The organism is Croceicoccus ponticola, from assembly GCF_004004515.1.
In the GTDB taxonomy this organism is placed as follows: domain Bacteria; phylum Pseudomonadota; class Alphaproteobacteria; order Sphingomonadales; family Sphingomonadaceae; genus Croceicoccus; species Croceicoccus ponticola.
Window position 1 is genome coordinate 41,132 of record NZ_RXOL01000001.1, and the last position, 18,806, is coordinate 59,937.

The window sequence follows — 18,806 nt, forward strand, 5'->3', positions numbered from 1 at the left end:
GTGGCTCAGCTTTTCGAAAGGTCGGAAATCATCAGCCGCGCCGTTGCCCGCGCCGATCCCACGACGCCGGGAATGCCTGCGCCCGGATGGGTGCCCGCACCAACGAAGTACAGGTTCCCGATTTCGTCGTCGCGGTTGTGCGCGCGAAACCACGCGCTTTGCGTCAGGATCGGTTCGAGGCTGAAGGCCGATCCCATGTGTGCGGCAAGGTCGGTGCCGAAATCGGCCGGCGAATAGTGGAATTTCGTGACGATCCGCGAATGGATGTCGGGGATCAGCCGCCGCCCCACTTCGTCCAGCACGCGCTTTTCCAGTTGCGGCCCGATCTTGTCCCAGTCCACCGCCAGCTTGCCCATGTGGGCCACGGGGACCAGCGCGTAAAACGTGCTCATGCCTTCCGGGGCCATCGCCGGGTCGGTGACGGTCGGGTGGTGCAGGTAGATCGAGAAATCCTTTGGCAGGACGCCGGATTTGTAGATGTCGTCCAACAGGCCCTTATAGCGCGGGCCGAACAGGATCATGTGATGCGGGATGCCGGGCCACGTGCCCTCGATCCCGAAATGCACGACGAAGAGGCTGGGGCTCCAGCGCTTTTTCGCCAGCTTCTTCGCGACCGCCGGTCCGCGCCGGTTGCCCGCCAGCAAGTCCCGATACGAATGCATCAGGTCGGCATTCGTCGCCACCGCGTCGAATTTTTCGGTCCACCCGCTTTTGGTCGTAACGCCGGTCGCGCGATTGCCCAGCGTTTCGATCTTTGCCACCGGATCGGCCAGCCGGACCGTCCCGCCCAGCCGTTCGAAATGGGTGACCATCCCGGCGATCAGCTTGTTCGTCCCGCCCTTTGCCCACCATACGCCGCCGTCCTTTTCCAGCTTGTGGATGAGGGCATAGATCGCGCTTGTCGTCATCGGGTTGCCGCCCACCAAGAGCGTGTGGAAAGACAATGCCTCGCGCAGTTTCGGGCTCTTCACGAACTTCGAAACCATGGAATAGACGCTGCGCCACGCCTGATATTTGGCGAGCGCGGGGGCAGCCTTGATCATCGTGCTGAATTTCAGGAAGGGCACGTGGCCCAGCTTGACGTAGCCTTCTTCGAAAACCCCGGCGGAATATTGGGAAAATTCCTCGTACCCAGCCACGTCCTCGGGGTTAAGCCGGTGGATTTCGGCCGCCAGCTGCGCCTGATCGTTCGAATAGTCGAAGGTCGTCCCGTCTTCCCATTGCAGGCGATAGAACGGCATGACCGGGATCAGTTCGACATCCTTGGCCATCTCGTGATCGGTCAGCCGCCACAACTGCTCAAGACAATCGGGATCGGTGATGACGGTCGGTCCGGCATCGAAGGTAAAGCCTTCCTTTTCCCAGACATAGGCACGCCCGCCGGGCTTGTCCCGCGCTTCGATCACCGTGGTCGCGATCCCGGCCGACTGCAGCCGGATGGCCAGCGCAAGCCCGCCGAATCCGGCGCCGATAATGGCGGCGCGTCGCGGGGGCCGGGTGGCGGGACTGTTCGCGTCGGTCATCGGGTTCCTTCCGGCGCGGGGGATGCGCCAATTTCGGTCAATGCGCCCGGCACGCCAATTCCGGCGAGTGCCATGACGGCCTTGGTAATGGGTACCGGGGGCTTCCCGGCCAGCACGCGAAGCTTGTCAGCCGAAGTGCTTCTGCCCGCGTAGAACCGTTCGATCAATGCTTCGTCAAGCGCATAGAACCGTTGGAGTACCCGGTAGCGTTGCGCCGGTTCCGCCGCGGCGAACAACATGCGGGCCAGCAGGCGGTAGAACCGCCCCCGTCGCCAGTGCCGTTCGGCCCATGCGCGCGATGCCCGCGCGAGGGTGCTGCCGGTCATATCGGGCAGGGCGGCGACATGGGCGGCAAAGCGCACCGCGTCGGGCAGCGAATAGCTGGTCAGCGGCTGGAACAACCCGGCGCGCACACCGGCGCGGCCGATGGCTGCGTCGCTGTGCCCGGCCTGCCAGAATGCGGCGAAATCGCCATCGGTGACGACCGGCAGAACGCCGCTTTCGGTGCGGGTCCGGTCCACGACATCCCATCCTTGCGCGGCGGCATAGGCGTCGATGCGCGCCAACAGGCATACGCGGTCCAGATCGGGCGTATCGCTGTAATATGTATCCTCGACGAAAACCTTGGTCGCCGAAAACGGCAGGCAATAGACGAACCGATAACCGTCCAGCTGTTCGACGCGCGCATCCATCACGACAGGCCGGTCCAGCCCGTGCGGTTCGCGCGTGGTCAGCATCGTGCCCACGAATTTCTGCCAGCCGCCCGAAAAATGGCGCAACAAATCGGGGTTCAGCCCGCGCGTGTCGATCACGCCGTGCGCAGCGATGCGCGTGCCATCGGTCAGGGTCGCTCCGTCTGCATCCAGCGATGCGATATCGCGGCCGGTCATGACCGCATCGGCGGGCAGCGCGCGGGCGATGGCGGCGGCAAGGTTTTCGGACGTCACGCTGCGATAGGGCGTCGGCAATTCGCGGACAAAGCCCGGAAAACGCACGGAATAGCCCGCGTCCCAGCGCGCGGCGACCAGCGGTTCGACCAGCGCGCGATCCGCCGCCGCAACATCGCTGGCAAAAAACGACCAGACGTGGTTGCCGCCCACGGCATCGCCGCGTTCGATCAGGGCGACAGTCAATTCGGGGCGCCGTTCCCGCAGCGCCAGCGCGATCAGCGACCCGGCCAGCCCGCCCCCTGCGATCGCAATGTCGAATTGCCTGACGATAGCCTTTTCCATTACAGTGCCTGCTCGCACGCAACCCGTCCGGGCGCAAGCCGGACCATGGCAGGCGCCCGACATAGGTTCGCGGTGGGGGTCAGGGTAGGGGCCGGGGCGGAACAGGACATAGTGTCGCGCGTTTGGCAGTTAAACCATCTTGGGGAAGCAGCCTTTTGAAAAATCATGCAAGATTGCCCGCCGTCGGCGGCGCCGCGGCTCTGAAATTCACCGCGATGGCAATCGCCTGCATGATCGCAACGCCCGCGCTTGCCAATGCCGATGCGCCGCAGCTGGACGATCTGGCACAGCCGCTGCTCGACGACGTTTTCGACGGCGATTACGCCATCGTCGCGGTGGGTGCGGGATATTTGCCCGACTACGAAGGCTCGAATGATTATGGCGTGATGCCGGGTGTCGCGGCGCGCGGTTCGGTCGGCGGCATCGGCTTTGCCACGCGCGGCATCGGGCTGGAACTCGATCTTGTCCCCAATCTTCCCGGTAATGTCGAAGTGTCGTTCGGGCCGGACATCCGGTATCGCACCGTGCGCAGCGGTTCGGTGAAGGACGACGTGATGGACCTGCTGCCCAGGCTCGACAAGACCGTCGAACTGGGTTTCGGCGCGGGCGTTTCTGTCAAGAACGTGCTGACGCCGGTCGATTCCATAGCGCTCAGCGCAAGCACTCGCTGGGACGTATCGGGCAATGGCGCGGGCCAGTCGATCAGTGCACAGTTATCCTACTTCACCGCGCTCAGCCCGGGCATGGGCGCAGGACTGTCGGCGGGCACCACGTGGGTCAACGGCGATTATGCCGATTATTATTACGCGATCTCTCCTGTCGGCAGCGTGGCAACCGGCGAGCAGTTGCCGACATACGATGCCGACAGCGGGTTCAAGGATTGGGAAGTGCGGGCCTATTACGGCTTCGACTTCGACGGCGATTTCCGCAACGGCGGCCTCGGCCTCGCGCTGGCGCTGAGCTACGAACGATTGCTGAACAGCGCGGCGGACACGCCGCTTACCGCGATGCGCGGCGATGCCAACCAATATGCCGCGATGATCGGGCTGGGCTACGCATTCTGACGAAGAGTTCGGGCTGACGACAAACTGGGGCGCATGAGCCCACGGCGCTTTACGCCGCCGCGCAATGGCATTACATCATCAGAGTAACCCCGGGGAGCGAGCTTTCGCTGAGAGGATTGGGTAGTGCCAATCGACCCGTTGAACCTGAACCCGTTAATCCGGGCGGAGGGAAGGGAGACGCGCCAGCACCATTCCCCGGCGCCATCCCCCCACCGCACCGCCGCGTTTCCTGATCAGACATCAAGCGAAAAGGCTGCCCATTATGGCCGACATCAATTCCAAGCTCGAAATCGGCGTCACCACCGGCCCCATCCGCGGCTCGAAGAAAATCCACGTCGGCCCGCGCCGGGTGGCGATGCGCGAAATCTCGCTCGAACCGTCGAGCGGTGAGGAACCGGTCCGCGTCTACGACACCTCCGGCCCCTATACCGACGCCGCCTGCAGCATCGACATTTCGGCCGGCCTTCCGGCCCTGCGCCGCGACTGGATCATGGAACGCGGCGATGTCGAAGCCTATGACGCGCGGCAGGCCCGGCCCGAAGACAATGGCCAGCTTGGCCCTGATCGTTCGGGCGGCGTCCCGGCGTTCCCCAACGTCGTCAAGCGCCCGCTGCGCGCCAAGCCCGGCATGAACGTGTCGCAGATGTACTACGCGCGCCGCGGCATCATCACGCCCGAAATGGAATATGTCGCCGAACGCGAAAACCTGGGCCGCGCCATGGCGAAGGACCACGTTCGCGACGGGCAGAGCTGGGGCGCCGAAATCCCCGAATACGTCACCCCCGAATTCGTGCGCAGCGAAGTCGCGCGCGGCCGGGCGATCATCCCCAACAACATCAACCACCCCGAATCCGAACCGATGGCGATCGGCCGCAACTTCCTCGTCAAGATCAACGCCAACATCGGCAATTCCGCCGTGGCGTCCGACGTCGCGAACGAAGTCGATAAGATGGTCTGGTCGATCCGCTGGGGCGCGGACACGGTCATGGACCTGTCGACGGGCCGCAACATTCATGACACGCGCGAATGGATCATCCGCAATTCGCCCGTCCCCATCGGCACCGTCCCGATTTATCAGGCGCTGGAAAAGGTCGGCGGCGTGGCCGAAGACCTGACGTGGGAAGTGTTCCGCGACACGCTGATCGAACAGGCTGAACAGGGCGTCGATTACTTCACCATCCACGCCGGCGTGCGCCTGCCCTATGTGCCCTTGGCGGCCAAGCGCATGACCGGCATCGTGTCGCGCGGCGGTTCGATCATGGCGAAGTGGTGCCTTGCGCATCACAAGGAAAGCTTCCTCTACGAACGCTTCGACGACATCACCGAGATCATGAAGGCGTACGACATCGCGTACTCGCTGGGCGACGGCCTGCGCCCCGGATCGATCGCCGACGCCAATGACGAAGCGCAGTTCGCCGAACTCTACACGCTGGGCGAACTGACCAAGCGCGCATGGGCGCAGGACGTTCAGGTCATGATCGAAGGGCCCGGCCACGTGCCGATGCACAAGATCAAGGAGAACATGGAAAAGCAGCTCGAAGCGTGCGGCGAAGCGCCGTTCTACACGCTCGGGCCCTTGGTCACCGACATCGCACCCGGTTACGACCATATCACCAGCGGCATCGGCGCGGCGCAGATCGGCTGGTACGGCACGGCGATGCTTTGCTACGTCACACCCAAGGAACATCTGGGCCTGCCCGATCGCGACGATGTGAAGGTCGGCGTGATCACCTACAAACTGGCCGCCCACGCGGCTGATCTGGCAAAGGGGCACCCGGCATCGCAAGTGCGTGACAACGCCCTGTCAAAGGCGCGCTTCGAATTCCGCTGGCGCGATCAGTTCAACCTGTCGCTCGATCCCGAAACCGCGGAACAGTACCACGACCAGACGCTGCCCGCCGAAGGCGCCAAGACCGCGCACTTCTGTTCGATGTGCGGGCCCAAGTTCTGTTCGATGAAGATCAGCCAGGAAGTCCGCGAATTCGCCGCCAAGCAGAACGCCGGCATCGAAACCTTCGTCGCGGCGGAAGACGCGGAGAAGGGCATGAAGGAGATGAGCAAGGTCTTCAAGGAAACCGGCTCGGAACTGTACATGGGGCAGGGTGATCGGGAGCACGATTGAGGACGAAAGCAAGAGAGGTCTAGCGCTCCTTTGAACGTTTTTCAAAGAAGCGCTTTTTCCTTTCTTGCTTCTCTTCCCACGAAGGTGGCATGTAGGTCCAAGGTTCTCGCTTGGTGAGCGCGCCCATGAAGTCGCCAAGCTTGCCAACGCCTATGCCCGTTGCTCTTATAAGAGCTTCTGATGCGCCACCGCCACCTTCGGGCTTTGCGATTATTATGTAGTCACCTCGCTGCAAAGAAGGGGGGCGGTTATTAAAGTCCATGTCTGTAAAACTATAGGCATCCGACAGCCATACTAGGACATCATCAAATTTTTCACGGTGAACGCGATAGAGAAAAAACTCATCGTCACTTTCATTATTAACCGACTTGACGCAATCGTGCTCTTCCATCCGGCTAATAAAATATTGCGGTATCGTGTAATAAAGATCTTTCGACATGCAAGTTTTCCCAAATCTCTAATTTTTTGAAAAAATCTGTGATTTCAGCTTTTTGGGATACATGAAAAATTTGGCAATGTAATATGATGCCAAATCGGTCTAAAAATCTAGTTTTTATAGACGATAAGATTGGGCGAATATCCCATTCAGATGATATCAGTATCACATCAAAATCATCTGGGTCATTAGTTGAGATTGATGAACCAAATTGTGTGCATGATATTATCGGAGGTGAATTTGCCACAATGAACGCAGCGATCCATGCTTTCATTTTGGCGAAATCATGCATGGCGTTTTATTATCTCCACAACTTCGGAAGGAAACTGATTTTCCCGGTAATCGGCTCTCCCCATTGTTACATGAGCTTGAAATGCATCGATGTGATTTAACCACCTCCTAAACGAAATTATGTGGCGCTTTGGAATGATATCCCAATTCTCATTGATCAAATTTTTGATAATGTGATTATTTTCGACTATTTTTGATCTAAGCCCATACCATACGTCGAGTTCGGTGCGGACAACTTTGGGAGATCTTTCTGTGTGCCCACCATTCGGGCCAAACGACGAGAATATTCGATAATTATCATCCGTAAGAGGTTTTATTTTTCGACATAATCCGCGAAATCTGCTCCCAAAAAATTTATAAGGTATGCGACAAGTCGAACTGCTATTTATTTTTCCTTTAAAATACTTAACTAGGAAAATCGATGCAGGTATAAAAATTGCAGTGATAATGACCAGCCAAGTATCAACATTTAGGCCCATCGGCTGACATTTAGACAAATCTCCGATTGTCCAAGCCTTACTGCAGCTTGCAAAATTCATCGATCTACTTTCCCGATCAACTTCCGCACCATCTCCCGCACCTCCGCTGGCGTATCGCCGCTGACCACTTCGACAAAACCTATCCCCGCCCGTCGCAGCGCTTCCTTCTTTACCGCATCGCGCGCTGCCGTTTCGTCGCCGGTGTGGTGGCCGGTGCCCTGAAATTCCACCGCGTACAGCGGTTGGCAGTCGGCGTCGACGATCAGCAGGTCGACCCGCTTGGCGTTGATCGCCCAGAACGCGGCCTTGTCTTCGCTCCACAAAATCTCGCCCAACGATACCTGACCCATCGCGCGCCATCCGGGGCTATGATCGGTCAGCGCCTGATCGATCACGCCCAGCAAGCGCCGTTCCGGCTTGTTCAGCAGGGGGCGCGCCTTGAAGCTGGCGTTCATCACGCGCTTGAGTTGTTCCGCCGCCGTTTCGGTCGTGCTGGCCGGGACGCCCTTGATCGCCGGGGCTTTCTGCGGCTCGCGCTTCATGCCCGTCTTTCGGCCCCGCCAATAAGCGCGGCGCTTTTCCATCTCGATACCGCTGAAGAATTTCTCGACGGTAATCCCGATGCCCGCGCCAATAGCCAGCACCAAGAGCAAGATAACCGGCTGATCCAGTAAAGCATCTATCGCGTAGTTCATGGGCTGCGAATATCTTGCGATTATTGCTGATTGGTCAATGGATTGTTTTTTGATTGCAGCGCCGCTTGCAACGAACGTTGCGCAGTGCCCGCCCCGCTGCGACTAGGCGCTGCGCGCCAAGTCTCGCTCCCCTCCCGCAAGCGGGAGGGGATGGGGGTGGGCGCGGCGGCGCACGGCGCTTGAGGCCGCAACAAACATTTTATTTTCCTACACCCCCCATCCTGTGGCCTATCCTCATGGATGACAGACACCGACACACCCAACGCGGACCGCGCGCCGCTTTACGACCCGGACAACCCTGACAGGGACGAGCCCCTTTCGCCCGATGCCGAACTGGGCACGCGGCAGTGGACACGGGCCAAGATGGGGGATTTCCTGCGGATGCTGGCGGCCTCGCACTCGGTGGCGCAAGCCGCGCGGTCGGTGGGGATGTCGCGGCAAAGCGCCTACAAGCTGCGCTCCCGATTAAAGGGCGAGCCGTTCGACATCGCCTGGGAAACCGCCTTTCGCCACGGCTATGACAATCTCGCCCATGCCGCGCTGGAACGCGCGCTCAACGGGGTGGAGGTGCCGCATTATCACAAGGGCGAGCTGATCGGCACGTCGCGCAAGTATGACGAGCGGCTGACCGTCGCCCTGCTGGCCATGCGCAACCGTTTCGGCGCGCCCACCGTCGGGCGGTTCGAGGCGATGGCCGAATATATGTCCGAACGCTGGGATTCGCTGCTCGACCGGGTGGAAACCGGCGCGCTCGATTGGGATGAGCCCGAATTCATCCACGACGAAGCGGCAGAAGCGCCGCGCATCCTTGGCCGCTTTGCTATCGACGAAAAGCCGGGGCGGAATTGAGGGTGGCGGAGATGATGGCGATGATGATGGCGTTGCGGGCGCAGAGGCGTCACCCGTCGCGTTCGCCCGGAATGCGCGCGATCCTGCGGCTTTGCGGGGCCAGGGGGCGGGTGACACCGTGTCGCCTTTGTCACCTTTCGCCGCGACGGGGTTGGAACCGTGGCCCTGCTTCGCGGTTGATCGTGGCATGAAGCACATTCTCGCCGCGACGGCTCTCGCCCTGACTTCCGCCATGACCTTGGCCGCCTGTTCCGCCGAACAGCCCGCCGACGAAGGCACAACGCCCGAAGTTACGGCAACCGCCACGCCCGATGCCGCCCCCGGCACCCCCATCGCACCCGCCGCCGAAGCGACCGACAGCAAGACGCTGACGCTCGCAGGATTGGGCGCGTTGAAGATCGGCCAGCCGGTCGCCGCCGACAGCGGCTGGACCAAGGGCGCGGTTCAGGCGTCAGATGGTTGTTTGACCTATTCCTCCCCCGCCTATCCCGGTGCCTATGCCATCGTCGAACAGGGCGCGGTGCGGCGCATTACCGCCCGATCGGGTTCGGACGTGAAATTCGTCGAAGGCATCGGCGTGGGATCGACCGAGGCGCAGGTAAGGGGCAGCTTCCCCGGTTTCCGCGAAACGCCCCACAAATATGTCGAAGGCGGCAAGGATCTGACCGCTCCCAACGCCGACAGCGGCGATGCGGCAGTGCGCTTCGAACTGGGCGCGGACGGCAAGGTCACCGACATGCACGTCGGCACGATGCCGGTGCTGGGCTATGTCGAAGGGTGCGCCTGACCCGCAAGCCGGATCGCGCATTGCCGAGCGGAGGACTTCACGCCTATAGGCGCGATGCCCCCGCTTACAGGAATTGTTGATGGCCGATCTTTATATCAAAGCGCTCGAATCGGAGCGAAAGTCGCTTTGGGCGACCTGCCGGCTCAAGGGATTGGGGCGCAATACCCCGGAACGGCAACGGATCGCCGCGCTCGACGAACTGATCGTGGCGCACAAATCCCGCCCTGCCGGGGAAGGAAAAAAGAATGCGGCGGGGGAACCTGAGAAAAAGGGTTAGCTGTTTTTCATGTTCTCCAACCCCTTGATCCCGCCGGGCTTCAACGACGGTTGCGAGGCGTTCTGCTTCGGACCCTTGTCAGCCTTGGGCTTGCGGGCTTCCTTGCTCTTCTTTTGCTGACCTTTGGCCATGTTCGTTCCAATCGGGACGGAATGCCCCGCCGGCGACATAGCCCATCGCCGGGCCGATGATGGCATGAATTCGGAAACGTGGGCTGGTCAGCGCACCTGGCGCGACAGCTTGACCAGCGCCTGATCCAGCGCCTGAAGAAACCGGGATCGGTCGGTCTTGCTGAAGGGTGCAGGGCCGCCGCCCAATCCATCGGCACCGGCGCGAAGGTCGGCCATGATGGCGCGGGTTGCGATTGCCGGACCGATGGAGGCTGCGCTGAAGGGCTTGCCGGTATGCGCGATTACGATCGCCCCCGCCTTGATACAGCGGTCGGCCAGCAGAATATCGCCGGTAATCACCACGCTGGCAGGCGTCGCACGATCAGCGATCCAGTCGTCCGCCGCGTCGAACCCGTCGTCCACGATCACCCGCGTCACCAGCGGGCTGTCGGGAATGCGGAATGGGGAATTGCTGACGACGCTGACCGGAACTTTGTGGCGAAGGGCGACCTTGTAGACTTCCTCCTTCACCGGGCAGGCGTCGGCGTCGATCAGGATTTGAAGCGCGCTTGTGGTCATCGTCGGGTAATTCGGATCGCCGCGCTCAACGCTTCTTCACGAATTCGGCCCGCAGGACGAGGCCCTTGATCCCCGGATACCTGCAGTCGATTTCCTGTGCGTCGCCGGTTAGCCGGATGGACTTGATCAATGTTCCTTGCTTCAGCGTCTGGCCCGCGCCCTTGACCTCGAGGTCCTTGATCAAGGTGACTTGGTCCCCATCCGCCAGAAGGTTGCCGACCGCGTCGCGAACGTCCACCGTCTCGCCCGCCGTTTGTTTCGCGGCAAGTTCGGAAGCCGGCATCCATTCGCCGCTTTCCTCGTCATAAACGTAATCTTCGTCGCTCACGCCCTGCTCCTCATGTTGCGCTGCGCATGACAGGCCAAAGGCGATATGGCCAGCAGATCGTCAGCCCCTGCATTCGTCCTGCGCTCCCAATTGCTCCCACATCCGGTCGATATCGGCGGGGGTGCACAAATCGGTGCCGGGGGTGAGGACAGCGGCTGTGCCAGCGGCCATCCCACGGCGGAACGCGTCGGGCACGCTCATCCCGCTGGCAAGGCCGTGAACCATACCGGCGACGAAGCTGTCACCTGCGCCGGTGGCACTTTTCACCGGCACGTCAAGACCGGGACGGCAAAGCACGCCGCCGGCATGGGCGAGAACGGCGCCGCGATGGCCCAGCGTGACGGCAATCTGCTGGGCATTGCCCTTCTTGACCAGAGTCAAAGCCGCATCACCCACTGCTTCCAGTGTTTCGAGCTTGCGACCGACCAGAGTCTCGAACTCGCCGAGGCTTGGTTTCACGAGGCAAAGCCCGCCCGCTTCCATCGCGGCGGCGAGCGGCTCGCCGGATGTGTCGAGCACCAAGCGGACCTTGCGCTGCGTGCATATGGCGGCAAGGCGCGCATAGAAATCGGCGGGCACCCCGCGTGGCAGCGAGCCGCTGGCTACCATCCAACCGCATTTCGCTTGGCCGACGAAATCCAGGACCGATTGCCACTCTGTGTCGGAAAATTCCGGACCTTCGGGTACGAAGCGGTATTCCTGTCCGGTGCTGCGTTCGAATACGGCCAGGCTCATGCGGGTTTGGCCCGCGATGGGGATGCAATGGCGGGCTACGCCGGTCCGGTCGATCAGGTCATCGAGCAGTCCCCCGCTGGCGCCGCCAGCGCAATAGACGGCGATGACGGGCGCCTTCAGCCGGTGCAGCACGCGTGCGACGTTGATCCCGCCACCGCCGGGGTCATAGCGTTCGTTCGCGGTGCGGATCTTGTGCGTTGGTTGCACGACATCTGCTTCGCAAGCGCCGTCGATCGCGGGATTCAGCGTAAGGGTAAAGATGGGCTCCATGCCCCATCATGCCGTGCAGGGCAGGGCGGGGGCAAGCGTATGGATCAAATCGTCCTAAACGCCAGCTTCTGCGCATCTTCGCGCAGCATGGCGGCAGCCTTTTCGGCGATCATCATCGTGGGGGCATTGGTATTGCCCGAAGTGATGGTCGGCATGACCGAAGCATCGACGACCCGCAGGGCCTGCGTGCCGATTACGCGCAGGCGTTCGTCGGTCACGGTGCCCATCGCGGCGGTGCCGACGGGGTGGAAGATCGTGGTGGCAATGTCGCCGATGGCCCGCATCAGTTCTTCATCATCTTGCGCGTCCGGACCGGGCCGAATTTCGCGCGGTGCGTACCAGGCCAGTGCAGGCTGGGCGACGATGTTGCGGGTAAGACGCACGGAGCGCATCGCCACTTGTCGGTCCGCCTCGGTCGTCAGGTAGTTGGGTCGAATCGATGGGTGATCTTGGAAGTCGTTGCTGATGACATGGCTCGCCCCACGGCTGGTCGGGCGCAAATTGCAGACGCTGGCGGTGAATGCGGGAAAGCGGTCGAGCGCCCCGCCGAATGCCTCGAGGCTCAGCGGCTGGACATGATATTCGAGATCCGCAGTCGCGACATCTGGCGAAGACCGGGCGAACAGGCCAAGCTGGCTGGGAGCCATCGCCATCGGGCCGGACCGGTTGATGACGTATTCCAGCCCGATCAGCGCTTTGCCCCACAACGTCGATGCGCGGGCATTCAGCGTCGACACGCCGGTGACTGCCCAGGCGCAACGGATCTGGAGATGATCCTGGAGGTTTTCACCCACTTGCGGGCTGTGGACCCGCGTTTCGATGCCAAGATCCTGCAAGCGAGCGCTATCACCGACGCCGCTGCGTTCGAGGATGGCGGGAGAGCCGATCGCGCCTGCCGACAGGATGACTTCGCCGTCCGCGCGCGCCTCTTGGGATGCGCCATCGGCATGCCAGCGAACGCCGACCGCGCGGGTTCCTTCGAACTTGATCCGGTCGGTGTGCGCCCGGGTGACGATCTTCAGGTTGGGGCGGTTCCGTGCCGGTCGCAGAAATGCATCTGCTGCACTCCACCGCATGCCCCGGCGCTGCGTGACCTCGAACAGGCCGGATCCAAAATTGTCGCCATCGTTGAAGTCGCCGGTCGGCGGGATGCCCGCCTCGTCAGCTGTGCGTTGAAACGCGTCGAGTATGTCCCAGCGCAGCCGTTGCCGCTCGATCCGGATTTCCCCGCCGCTGCCGTGGGCGTCGCTCTCCCCGCCGAAATGGTCCTCGGCCCGCTTGAACAAGGGCAGGACTTCATCCCAACCCCAGCCAGTCATGCCCCTTTGGCGCCAGCCATCATAATCGGCGGCTTGTCCGCGCATGTAGATCATGCCGTTGATCGACGAAGATCCGCCCAGCACGCGACCGCGCGGGAATCGCAGCGAACGTCCGTTCAGGCCCGCTTCCTCAGCCGTGTTCATGCACCAATCGGTGCGCGGATTGCCGATGCAGTAAAGGTACCCGACCGGAATGCGGATCCAGTGATAATTGTCTCGTCCACCGGCCTCCAGCAACAGGACCCGGACCGACGGATCGGCACTCAATCGATTGGCAAGGACGCAACCGGCACTACCCGCACCAACGATGATGTAGTCGAAACTCTCCATCGGCGATGGCAACCACAATTCGACTACGGCGGCAAGCTGGCCTGAGGAACAGGGTGCATGGGCTGGCGTTTGAATATGTATGAGGAATATAATCCTGCCTGTAATTTCGCTAGTCCTGCTTGCCGCATGCGATCCCGCCCCGGAAGAAGACAACACCGGCACAGAAGCGCCGCAAGCACCTCAGGCGCCGGTCAGCACGCCCGAAGCGGTCGATCCCGGTTCTCTCGATGCACCGCCACCCGAACCGTTGGCGGTTAAGCTGACCCGCAACGAATGGGCCACGGCCGCCAACAAGGATGTTTGCGCGCCCTTGGTTTTGACCAGCGACGGCGGCGCATCGGCAGAGGCGCGGAGGGCGAATTTCGCGGGCGGCTGGGGTGTGGCGTTCGACACTGAAAAAGTGCGCAGCGCTTATGGCGTCGCGGGCCCGGGGATCGTCGATGCCGATGGCGCCGATGGGCAGGAAGATAGGCTGAAGGGGCAGTGGCCGCACTTCATGCGATTGCCCGACCTGCCGCAACCTGCCTTTGCAGGCTTTGGACTGGAAGGCGCAAGGCCGTATCGCGAGGACAGGCCAGACGGTGTCGGCGACAATTCGCTCGCCTATGTGCGGGTAGCGGGGCAGGACTGCACCTATAACGTGTGGAGCCGGCTTGGCCGCGCCCACCTCGAGGTGCTGTTGAGTTCGCTTCGACCCGGCTTGGAAGACTAGTCGGCTATCCCTGAAGCTTTTGTGGGCGATCATCGCAATCAGATATCGAATGCAGCAAGGTTTCAGTGGGGTTGCGAGCAACGCCGGATGACGGCCCAAAAATAAAAGCGGGGACTCGCCAGAGGATGCAGTGCTTTTTGATCCAAGCGCCGATTTCGCCAAGCCAGACCAGCGCTGACTCACATGCCCGAAAATGAATTTCAGATTAACTCGAAGTTGATTGCGATGAACCGCAAATTAACATTTTTATTACCCTCCATTAATAGAAATGATTACTGGTCGGGATAGCCGGCAACTTACCCGAAGAAACCCGTCAACTTGTCGCAAAAAGTCGATGAGAGCGGATCGACCGATAACGAATGTTGTTATCGAATTCACCATGACAAGAACCCAGCTCAACTTTCGCCCCGCCGGCAGCGCCATTGCAGCTGCGCTGGCTATCGTTGCAACCCCGTCGATGGCTCAGGACGTCGCCGCCGATCTGGCGGATTCGATCCAGTCCGAAATAATAGTTCCGACCATCACATCGAGTAACACGCCGTCAGGGCAAGCCGATCTTGCGGAGGCCGGAGACCCTGCGTTGGCTTCGACCACAGCCGCTTCCCAAGGCACGTCCAGCCCGGCAGGTTCAAGCGCAGTCGGCAACGTCGCTGCGATCGAGCAATCATCTTCCTTTGCCGCCAACCCGACATCGAACCGCGAAAGTGCCGCGAATACCACACCCGTCCGCATTGCCGACTTCGAACAAGCCGCACGTTCCGCTGATGTCGTCGTGATCGACAATGCCGAAAGCGCCGAAGGCGCGGCCGTACTCGCAACAGCGGAAAGCGCGAGGTCCCGTCCCGTCACGACTGGTCAGGAAGATAGCGAATCCGGGGCAAGCATGACGATGGCAGGCGGAGCCCTTGCGCTCGGCCTTGGCTTCGCAGGATTGTTGTTGGCAGGTGCATCACGCCGTAGACGCCGGCCCTTGGCAAATGAGCCCGCGGCGGCTGGCAAAGTGAAGCCGGTTAGCCACCGCGATGGAGATGGTTACGTCACGTCCCCCGTTCGAACCGCGTCCAAACCTGCCTTTGCCGTTTCGGCATCCAATCCGGCCGCGGCCTATTCCAGCAAGTGGGACAGCACGACTTTTGTCAACGCCTCGCCGTTGCTGGGCGCTCTGCCAAATGGCGCGCCACCGCGCACTCCCGATGGTCGCAAGGCGCTGATCGACAGGCTGGTTCGTGCACGACCAGACCATGCCAATCCGTTCAGGTCGACGGGTGCCCGCCGCCGCAGGGCGCGGCTAATCGTCCAGAGCCTTACGCAGCGCATGGCAGACCAACCGCAAATCGATTTTCGACGCGTCTACGAATCGTTCGGTCGTCGCAGGACCGTAACGAGCTGATTCGCGCGATTAAGGGGCCGTTCGTAGCGATACGGGCGGCCCCAACTCCATCTAATCGGGGCAAAACACGTGTCGGGCCTCTCGCAAGGGCGCGGCTTTTCCCATATCTCCACCGCTATCCGACTGTGAGGACGCCTGTGTTTTCAGCGCGGAGCCATGATGCAATGTACGAGTTCGATTGATTTATGCCTGATTGTCCCGCTTGGCTGGAAAACGCGCTTCCCGATGCTCGCGAGGGTGCGGGCGCGCTCACCGTGGCGCGGCTCGGTAACGCGGACCTGGTTGGCGCCGGGGGGCTTAAGCTGACCAGCGTCGCGTTTGGCGATGGGGAAGCACTCGACCCCAGCTTTACCGCCGACGAAGAGGATGCGGCCGCTCCACCGCTGGAATGGAGCCAGCCGCCTGCCGGTACTCAGGAAATGGTGCTGGTGGTCGAAGATGCCGACGCTGGCGCCAAGTGCCATTGGCTTGTTTTCGGCCTGACGGCTCAGCGCGGCAAGCTGATGGAAGGTGAAGTTCCGCCACGGGCCGGCAAGAATGCCGCTGGCAAGGCTGAATGGCTGCTTCCCGCTCCAGCAGAAGACGAGGAACCGCACCATTATATATTCCAGCTTTTTGCGCTTGATGCGCCGATCGGGTTGAGCCCCGGTGCATCGCGCAAGGCGCTGGTCGAGGCGATGGAGGGGCATGTCCTTTCCGTGGCGTTGCTGACGGGCACATATGCCCGAGACAAAGAGATCGAGGACTGGGACGACCTCGAGGTGGAATAAGTCCGCCCCGATCAGTTCCGAATTTGAAGGGAGCCGAAAAAATGGCCGCCAAGAACAATGCGATCAACAAGCCTGTGCCGGTTTCGCCGACGCTTGAGGAAATCGTCGGCAAGGGGCCGATGTCCCGTGGCGAGGTGACTTCGAAGGTGTGGGAATACATCAAGAAGCACGATCTTCAGGCCAAGGACGATCGGCGCATGATCGAACCCGACGCAAAGTTGGGCGCAGTCATCGGCACCGAGAAGATCTCGATGTTCAAGATGACTGCCGCGGTGTCGAAGCACCTCGGTTAATTCGAAAGTCTCTGCCGGCGGGGCCAGTCGATGACCCCGCCGGACCAGAGCGCCAGCCAGATCAGCACTGGTTGCAGGAGCATTCTGGGCACGTGATAAGCCCATAGAGAGCGCTCTATCCACGCCCCGTCGGGACGCGTGAAATCCATGACCATGTGATTCACGTTGGCTGGCCAGACGCAGAGCGCATAAGCCGCAAGGCCAATCGCGCCCATCTGGCGCAGCCGCATGCTCATCGGTTGCAAGAGCGCGATCGCACCCAGCAATTCCGCGACGCCTGTCAAGAATACGACGGGTCCGGGCCATGGCACCCAGTTCGGCATTATTTTCAGGAACGGGGCCGGGCTCGCCAGATGGGCAACGCCTGCAAAGCCGTAAAAAATCGCCAGAAGCCAGCGTGCCGCTGCGCGGAGCCGAGTGTTTCGCGAGTTCGTCACGCGAGGGGGTTTTTTAAGGTTCATGCGCGGACCATGGTCGCGAAGCCATGTGCAGGGCAATGCCGATCTGCTGAATGCAACAACCGTGCTGATCCGATCAGGGGCGGACCCTACCGCTCCTTCAGATCGATCCTGCCAAGAAAGCGAACGAAATAGGCGGTCGACCAACCGAGCAAGATGATCCCGCAGATCCCTTCGAGTGCGCCGATGACGCGCCAGTTTCTGGCCATGGCGACATCGTCATATCCGATCGTGCCGTAAGAAATGATCGAATAGTAGATCGCGGTTTCCAGCGTCGGGAAAGCGTTCACCATCCGAAAAAACAGCGCGAAGAGCCAGATTTCGACGCCGTGCAGGACGAACAGCGAATAGACGATAGCAAGCGTGACTGCGATTCCGCGCACCGACACAGGCGGAAAGTGATCCCCGCGCTGATCGGAATCGGAAGTGGTGACGAAATGAGTGATTGTCGCCAAACCGATGCCGTGGACCGTCACGCACAGCATGATCATCGCCGTCGACCAGCTGAGCTGCGGCAACAACATTTCGATTGATTCTACGGTGTTGCCTTCCAAGGCGACCCTCCCATCCACGGTCAAATGTACGGATCAGTTCCCAAACCCTTAACGCTCGACCGACAATAGGGAGAGCGTCGTTTCATCCCGTGTCCCGTCGTAAAAGTTAGCCAGTATGTCGGCAAATGGCTTGGGTTCTGCGGCGACCTGCTCGAACAGGGTCATGCTGCTTTTAAGCTTCATGGCGTCGACGGGTCCCAAAATGTCCGCGGCAGTGCGTCGACCGGCCCAATTCATCATGGCCGCGCAACAATTCAGAAGGCGGGGCCCGAGAATAGGATGGCCGAGGAAGCTTAGCGCCTCATCGGCACTGGAAATACCATAGAATTGTGCAGTCGCGCTTCGCCCAAGACCGGCCAGTTGAGGAAAGACGAACCACATCCAGTGCGATCGTTTTTGGCCTGCGCGTAATTGATGCAACGCGGTTGGGAAAACCTCCTCCTGCGCCTCCACGAACCGATCGAGCATAGACATCCTGCGGTCAGTTCTTTTGGTTCGACATGGCTTTGCGTTTTGCCGCGGCGTATTCGGCGAATTCTTTTTCGGTCATGGTGATGTACTGATAATTGGCCGTTCCCTGAAGCGGGTCAGGGTGCCCGTCACAGCACTTCTTAGATGACGCCTTCCCGGTCAGGTCCCGAACGTTAGAACCAACCGTCATGATTTTGCCGCCTGTAACTCGGAACCGAGCTTCAGTACCTCGTCGCCATCTTCCTGAGCGATGAGGTAAGCCGGGTTATCTTCGGTGCCGTGGCGAACTATCAGGCTGCCCTTAAGGGTGCGTTGCACGTCACGCTCGAACCGTTCCCTGACTTGACCTGATCCCGTACCGTTGCCCCACGACCACTTCACGTGCTGGTAATGGCGGTATTTATTGGCTGACATCAGTCCACCTGTTCGGCCGCGCTGCCGTCGGCAGCACCCGCCTGCGCCTGATTGGCGGTCAGTTCCGAGCCGCTGGGCGTCGGATTGTCGACGGAAGCCGCGCCGGTCATCCACACGATCGACATGGCGATCACGGCAAGAACAAGGCTGATGGCAAGAACATAACGGACGATGTGTGGCGTACTGCCACCGCGGGCTTCATTCGTAGTGACGTCGACTTCTTCGCCGTGACGTTCCATGCATAACTCCTGTTTTTCGCGTCTTGCGACCGATGGCGCCGCCGGGGGCGCCGGGTTCTAGGCAAAAACGCACCCTTTG

Annotated in this window: 25 protein-coding genes and 1 riboswitch; of the genes, 9 read left to right on the forward strand and 16 right to left on the reverse strand. The window is 61.0% G+C overall.

What is annotated here, in order from left to right:
• Positions 1-5: 5 nt before the first annotated feature.
• Positions 6-1,523 carry a phytoene desaturase gene (locus EKN06_RS00190; RefSeq protein ID WP_127610878.1) on the reverse strand — a complete coding sequence of 506 codons (1,518 nt, stop codon included), beginning with the start codon at positions 1,521-1,523 and terminating at the stop codon, positions 6-8.
• Positions 1,520-2,755 carry a lycopene beta-cyclase CrtY gene (gene crtY, locus EKN06_RS00195; RefSeq protein WP_127610879.1) on the reverse strand — a complete coding sequence of 412 codons (1,236 nt, stop codon included), beginning with the start codon at positions 2,753-2,755 and terminating at the stop codon, positions 1,520-1,522. The genes EKN06_RS00190 and crtY overlap by 4 nt, the downstream gene beginning before the upstream one ends.
• A gap of 173 nt (positions 2,756-2,928) precedes the next feature.
• Between crtY and EKN06_RS00200 the strand changes: the two genes are divergently transcribed.
• Both EKN06_RS00200 and thiC read left to right on the forward strand, forming a co-directional pair.
• Positions 2,929-3,819 (forward strand): MipA/OmpV family protein, encoded by an 891-nt coding sequence (locus tag EKN06_RS00200; protein ID WP_127610880.1) that lies wholly within the window; start codon positions 2,929-2,931, stop codon positions 3,817-3,819.
• Positions 3,820-3,899: 80 nt separating this feature from the next.
• Positions 3,900-4,008: riboswitch (TPP riboswitch) on the forward strand.
• Between the two features lie 73 nt (positions 4,009-4,081).
• Entirely contained in the window at positions 4,082-5,941 is a 1,860-nt protein-coding gene (gene thiC / locus EKN06_RS00205; RefSeq protein WP_127610881.1) for a phosphomethylpyrimidine synthase ThiC, read from the forward strand.
• A gap of 19 nt (positions 5,942-5,960) precedes the next feature.
• Here the strand turns inward: thiC and EKN06_RS00210 are convergent, their stop codons facing one another.
• The 3 genes from EKN06_RS00210 to EKN06_RS00220 all read right to left on the reverse strand — a co-directional run bounded on the left by EKN06_RS00210 (position 5,961) and on the right by EKN06_RS00220 (position 7,842).
• Positions 5,961-6,380, reverse strand: coding sequence for a hypothetical protein (locus EKN06_RS00210; protein ID WP_127610882.1), 420 nt, complete (start codon positions 6,378-6,380; stop codon positions 5,961-5,963).
• A gap of 281 nt (positions 6,381-6,661) precedes the next feature.
• Positions 6,662-7,207, reverse strand: coding sequence for a hypothetical protein (locus tag EKN06_RS00215; RefSeq protein WP_127610883.1), 546 nt, complete (start codon positions 7,205-7,207; stop codon positions 6,662-6,664).
• Positions 7,204-7,842, reverse strand: coding sequence for a DUF2726 domain-containing protein (locus EKN06_RS00220; protein WP_127610884.1), 639 nt, complete (start codon positions 7,840-7,842; stop codon positions 7,204-7,206). The genes EKN06_RS00215 and EKN06_RS00220 overlap by 4 nt, the downstream gene beginning before the upstream one ends.
• Positions 7,843-8,082: 240 nt before the next feature.
• Between EKN06_RS00220 and EKN06_RS00225 the strand changes: the two genes are divergently transcribed.
• From EKN06_RS00225 to EKN06_RS00235, 3 genes are all read left to right on the forward strand, one after another.
• Positions 8,083-8,691: a hypothetical protein gene (locus EKN06_RS00225; protein WP_127610885.1), complete on the forward strand. Its 609-nt coding sequence runs from the start codon at positions 8,083-8,085 to the stop codon at positions 8,689-8,691.
• Positions 8,692-8,878: 187 nt separating this feature from the next.
• Positions 8,879-9,478: a hypothetical protein gene (locus tag EKN06_RS00230; protein WP_127610886.1), complete on the forward strand. Its 600-nt coding sequence runs from the start codon at positions 8,879-8,881 to the stop codon at positions 9,476-9,478.
• Positions 9,479-9,557: 79 nt separating this feature from the next.
• Positions 9,558-9,755, forward strand: coding sequence for a hypothetical protein (locus EKN06_RS00235; RefSeq protein ID WP_127611906.1), 198 nt, complete (start codon positions 9,558-9,560; stop codon positions 9,753-9,755).
• On the opposite strand, the gene EKN06_RS16050 is transcribed toward EKN06_RS00235, so the two are convergent.
• From EKN06_RS16050 to EKN06_RS00255, 5 genes are all read right to left on the reverse strand, one after another.
• A complete protein-coding gene (locus EKN06_RS16050) occupies positions 9,752-9,886 on the reverse strand; it encodes a hypothetical protein (protein ID WP_264394106.1) in 135 nt (44 codons plus the stop codon). The two genes, EKN06_RS00235 and EKN06_RS16050, sit on opposite strands and share 4 nt — an antisense overlap.
• 87 nt (positions 9,887-9,973) lie before the next feature.
• Positions 9,974-10,444 carry a YaiI/YqxD family protein gene (locus EKN06_RS00240; protein ID WP_127610887.1) on the reverse strand — a complete coding sequence of 157 codons (471 nt, stop codon included), beginning with the start codon at positions 10,442-10,444 and terminating at the stop codon, positions 9,974-9,976.
• Between the two features lie 25 nt (positions 10,445-10,469).
• Positions 10,470-10,727, reverse strand: a complete 258-nt coding sequence (locus tag EKN06_RS00245; RefSeq protein ID WP_205693815.1) for an alkylphosphonate utilization protein — start codon at positions 10,725-10,727, stop codon at positions 10,470-10,472.
• Between the two features lie 105 nt (positions 10,728-10,832).
• Positions 10,833-11,777: a 1-phosphofructokinase family hexose kinase gene (locus tag EKN06_RS00250; RefSeq protein ID WP_127610889.1), complete on the reverse strand. Its 945-nt coding sequence runs from the start codon at positions 11,775-11,777 to the stop codon at positions 10,833-10,835.
• Positions 11,778-11,821: 44 nt separating this feature from the next.
• Positions 11,822-13,426, reverse strand: a complete 1,605-nt coding sequence (locus tag EKN06_RS00255) for a GMC family oxidoreductase (RefSeq protein ID WP_127610890.1) — start codon at positions 13,424-13,426, stop codon at positions 11,822-11,824.
• 79 nt (positions 13,427-13,505) lie between these two features.
• On the opposite strand from EKN06_RS00255, the gene EKN06_RS00260 reads away from it, so the two are divergent.
• The 4 genes from EKN06_RS00260 to EKN06_RS00275 all read left to right on the forward strand — a co-directional run bounded on the left by EKN06_RS00260 (position 13,506) and on the right by EKN06_RS00275 (position 16,591).
• A complete protein-coding gene (locus EKN06_RS00260; RefSeq protein ID WP_127610891.1) occupies positions 13,506-14,138 on the forward strand; it encodes a hypothetical protein in 633 nt (210 codons plus the stop codon).
• 379 nt (positions 14,139-14,517) lie between these two features.
• Positions 14,518-15,528: a hypothetical protein gene (locus tag EKN06_RS00265; RefSeq protein ID WP_127610892.1), complete on the forward strand. Its 1,011-nt coding sequence runs from the start codon at positions 14,518-14,520 to the stop codon at positions 15,526-15,528.
• 185 nt (positions 15,529-15,713) lie between these two features.
• Positions 15,714-16,298 (forward strand): YbhB/YbcL family Raf kinase inhibitor-like protein, encoded by a 585-nt coding sequence (locus EKN06_RS00270; RefSeq protein WP_127610893.1) that lies wholly within the window; start codon positions 15,714-15,716, stop codon positions 16,296-16,298.
• Positions 16,299-16,339: 41 nt separating this feature from the next.
• Positions 16,340-16,591: an SWIB/MDM2 domain-containing protein gene (locus EKN06_RS00275; protein ID WP_127610894.1), complete on the forward strand. Its 252-nt coding sequence runs from the start codon at positions 16,340-16,342 to the stop codon at positions 16,589-16,591.
• Here the strand turns inward: EKN06_RS00275 and EKN06_RS00280 are convergent.
• The 6 genes from EKN06_RS00280 to EKN06_RS00305 form a co-directional block, all read right to left on the reverse strand.
• Positions 16,588-17,052 carry a DoxX family protein gene (locus tag EKN06_RS00280; protein ID WP_127610895.1) on the reverse strand — a complete coding sequence of 155 codons (465 nt, stop codon included), beginning with the start codon at positions 17,050-17,052 and terminating at the stop codon, positions 16,588-16,590. The genes EKN06_RS00275 and EKN06_RS00280 overlap by 4 nt on opposite strands.
• Before the next feature lie 86 nt (positions 17,053-17,138).
• On the reverse strand, positions 17,139-17,603 hold the full coding sequence (locus EKN06_RS00285; RefSeq protein ID WP_127610896.1) for an ion channel: 465 nt from the start codon (positions 17,601-17,603) through the stop codon (positions 17,139-17,141).
• A gap of 48 nt (positions 17,604-17,651) precedes the next feature.
• A complete protein-coding gene (locus tag EKN06_RS00290; RefSeq protein ID WP_338068049.1) occupies positions 17,652-18,071 on the reverse strand; it encodes a DUF1810 domain-containing protein in 420 nt (139 codons plus the stop codon).
• Between the two features lie 13 nt (positions 18,072-18,084).
• Positions 18,085-18,264 carry a hypothetical protein gene (locus EKN06_RS00295; RefSeq protein WP_127610898.1) on the reverse strand — a complete coding sequence of 60 codons (180 nt, stop codon included), beginning with the start codon at positions 18,262-18,264 and terminating at the stop codon, positions 18,085-18,087.
• Entirely contained in the window at positions 18,261-18,488 is a 228-nt protein-coding gene (locus tag EKN06_RS00300) for a hypervirulence associated TUDOR domain-containing protein (protein ID WP_127610899.1), read from the reverse strand. Before EKN06_RS00300 ends, EKN06_RS00295 begins: the two co-directional genes overlap by 4 nt.
• Entirely contained in the window at positions 18,488-18,727 is a 240-nt protein-coding gene (locus tag EKN06_RS00305; protein ID WP_127610900.1) for a hypothetical protein, read from the reverse strand. Before EKN06_RS00305 ends, EKN06_RS00300 begins: the two co-directional genes overlap by 1 nt.
• Positions 18,728-18,806 lie beyond the last annotated feature (79 nt).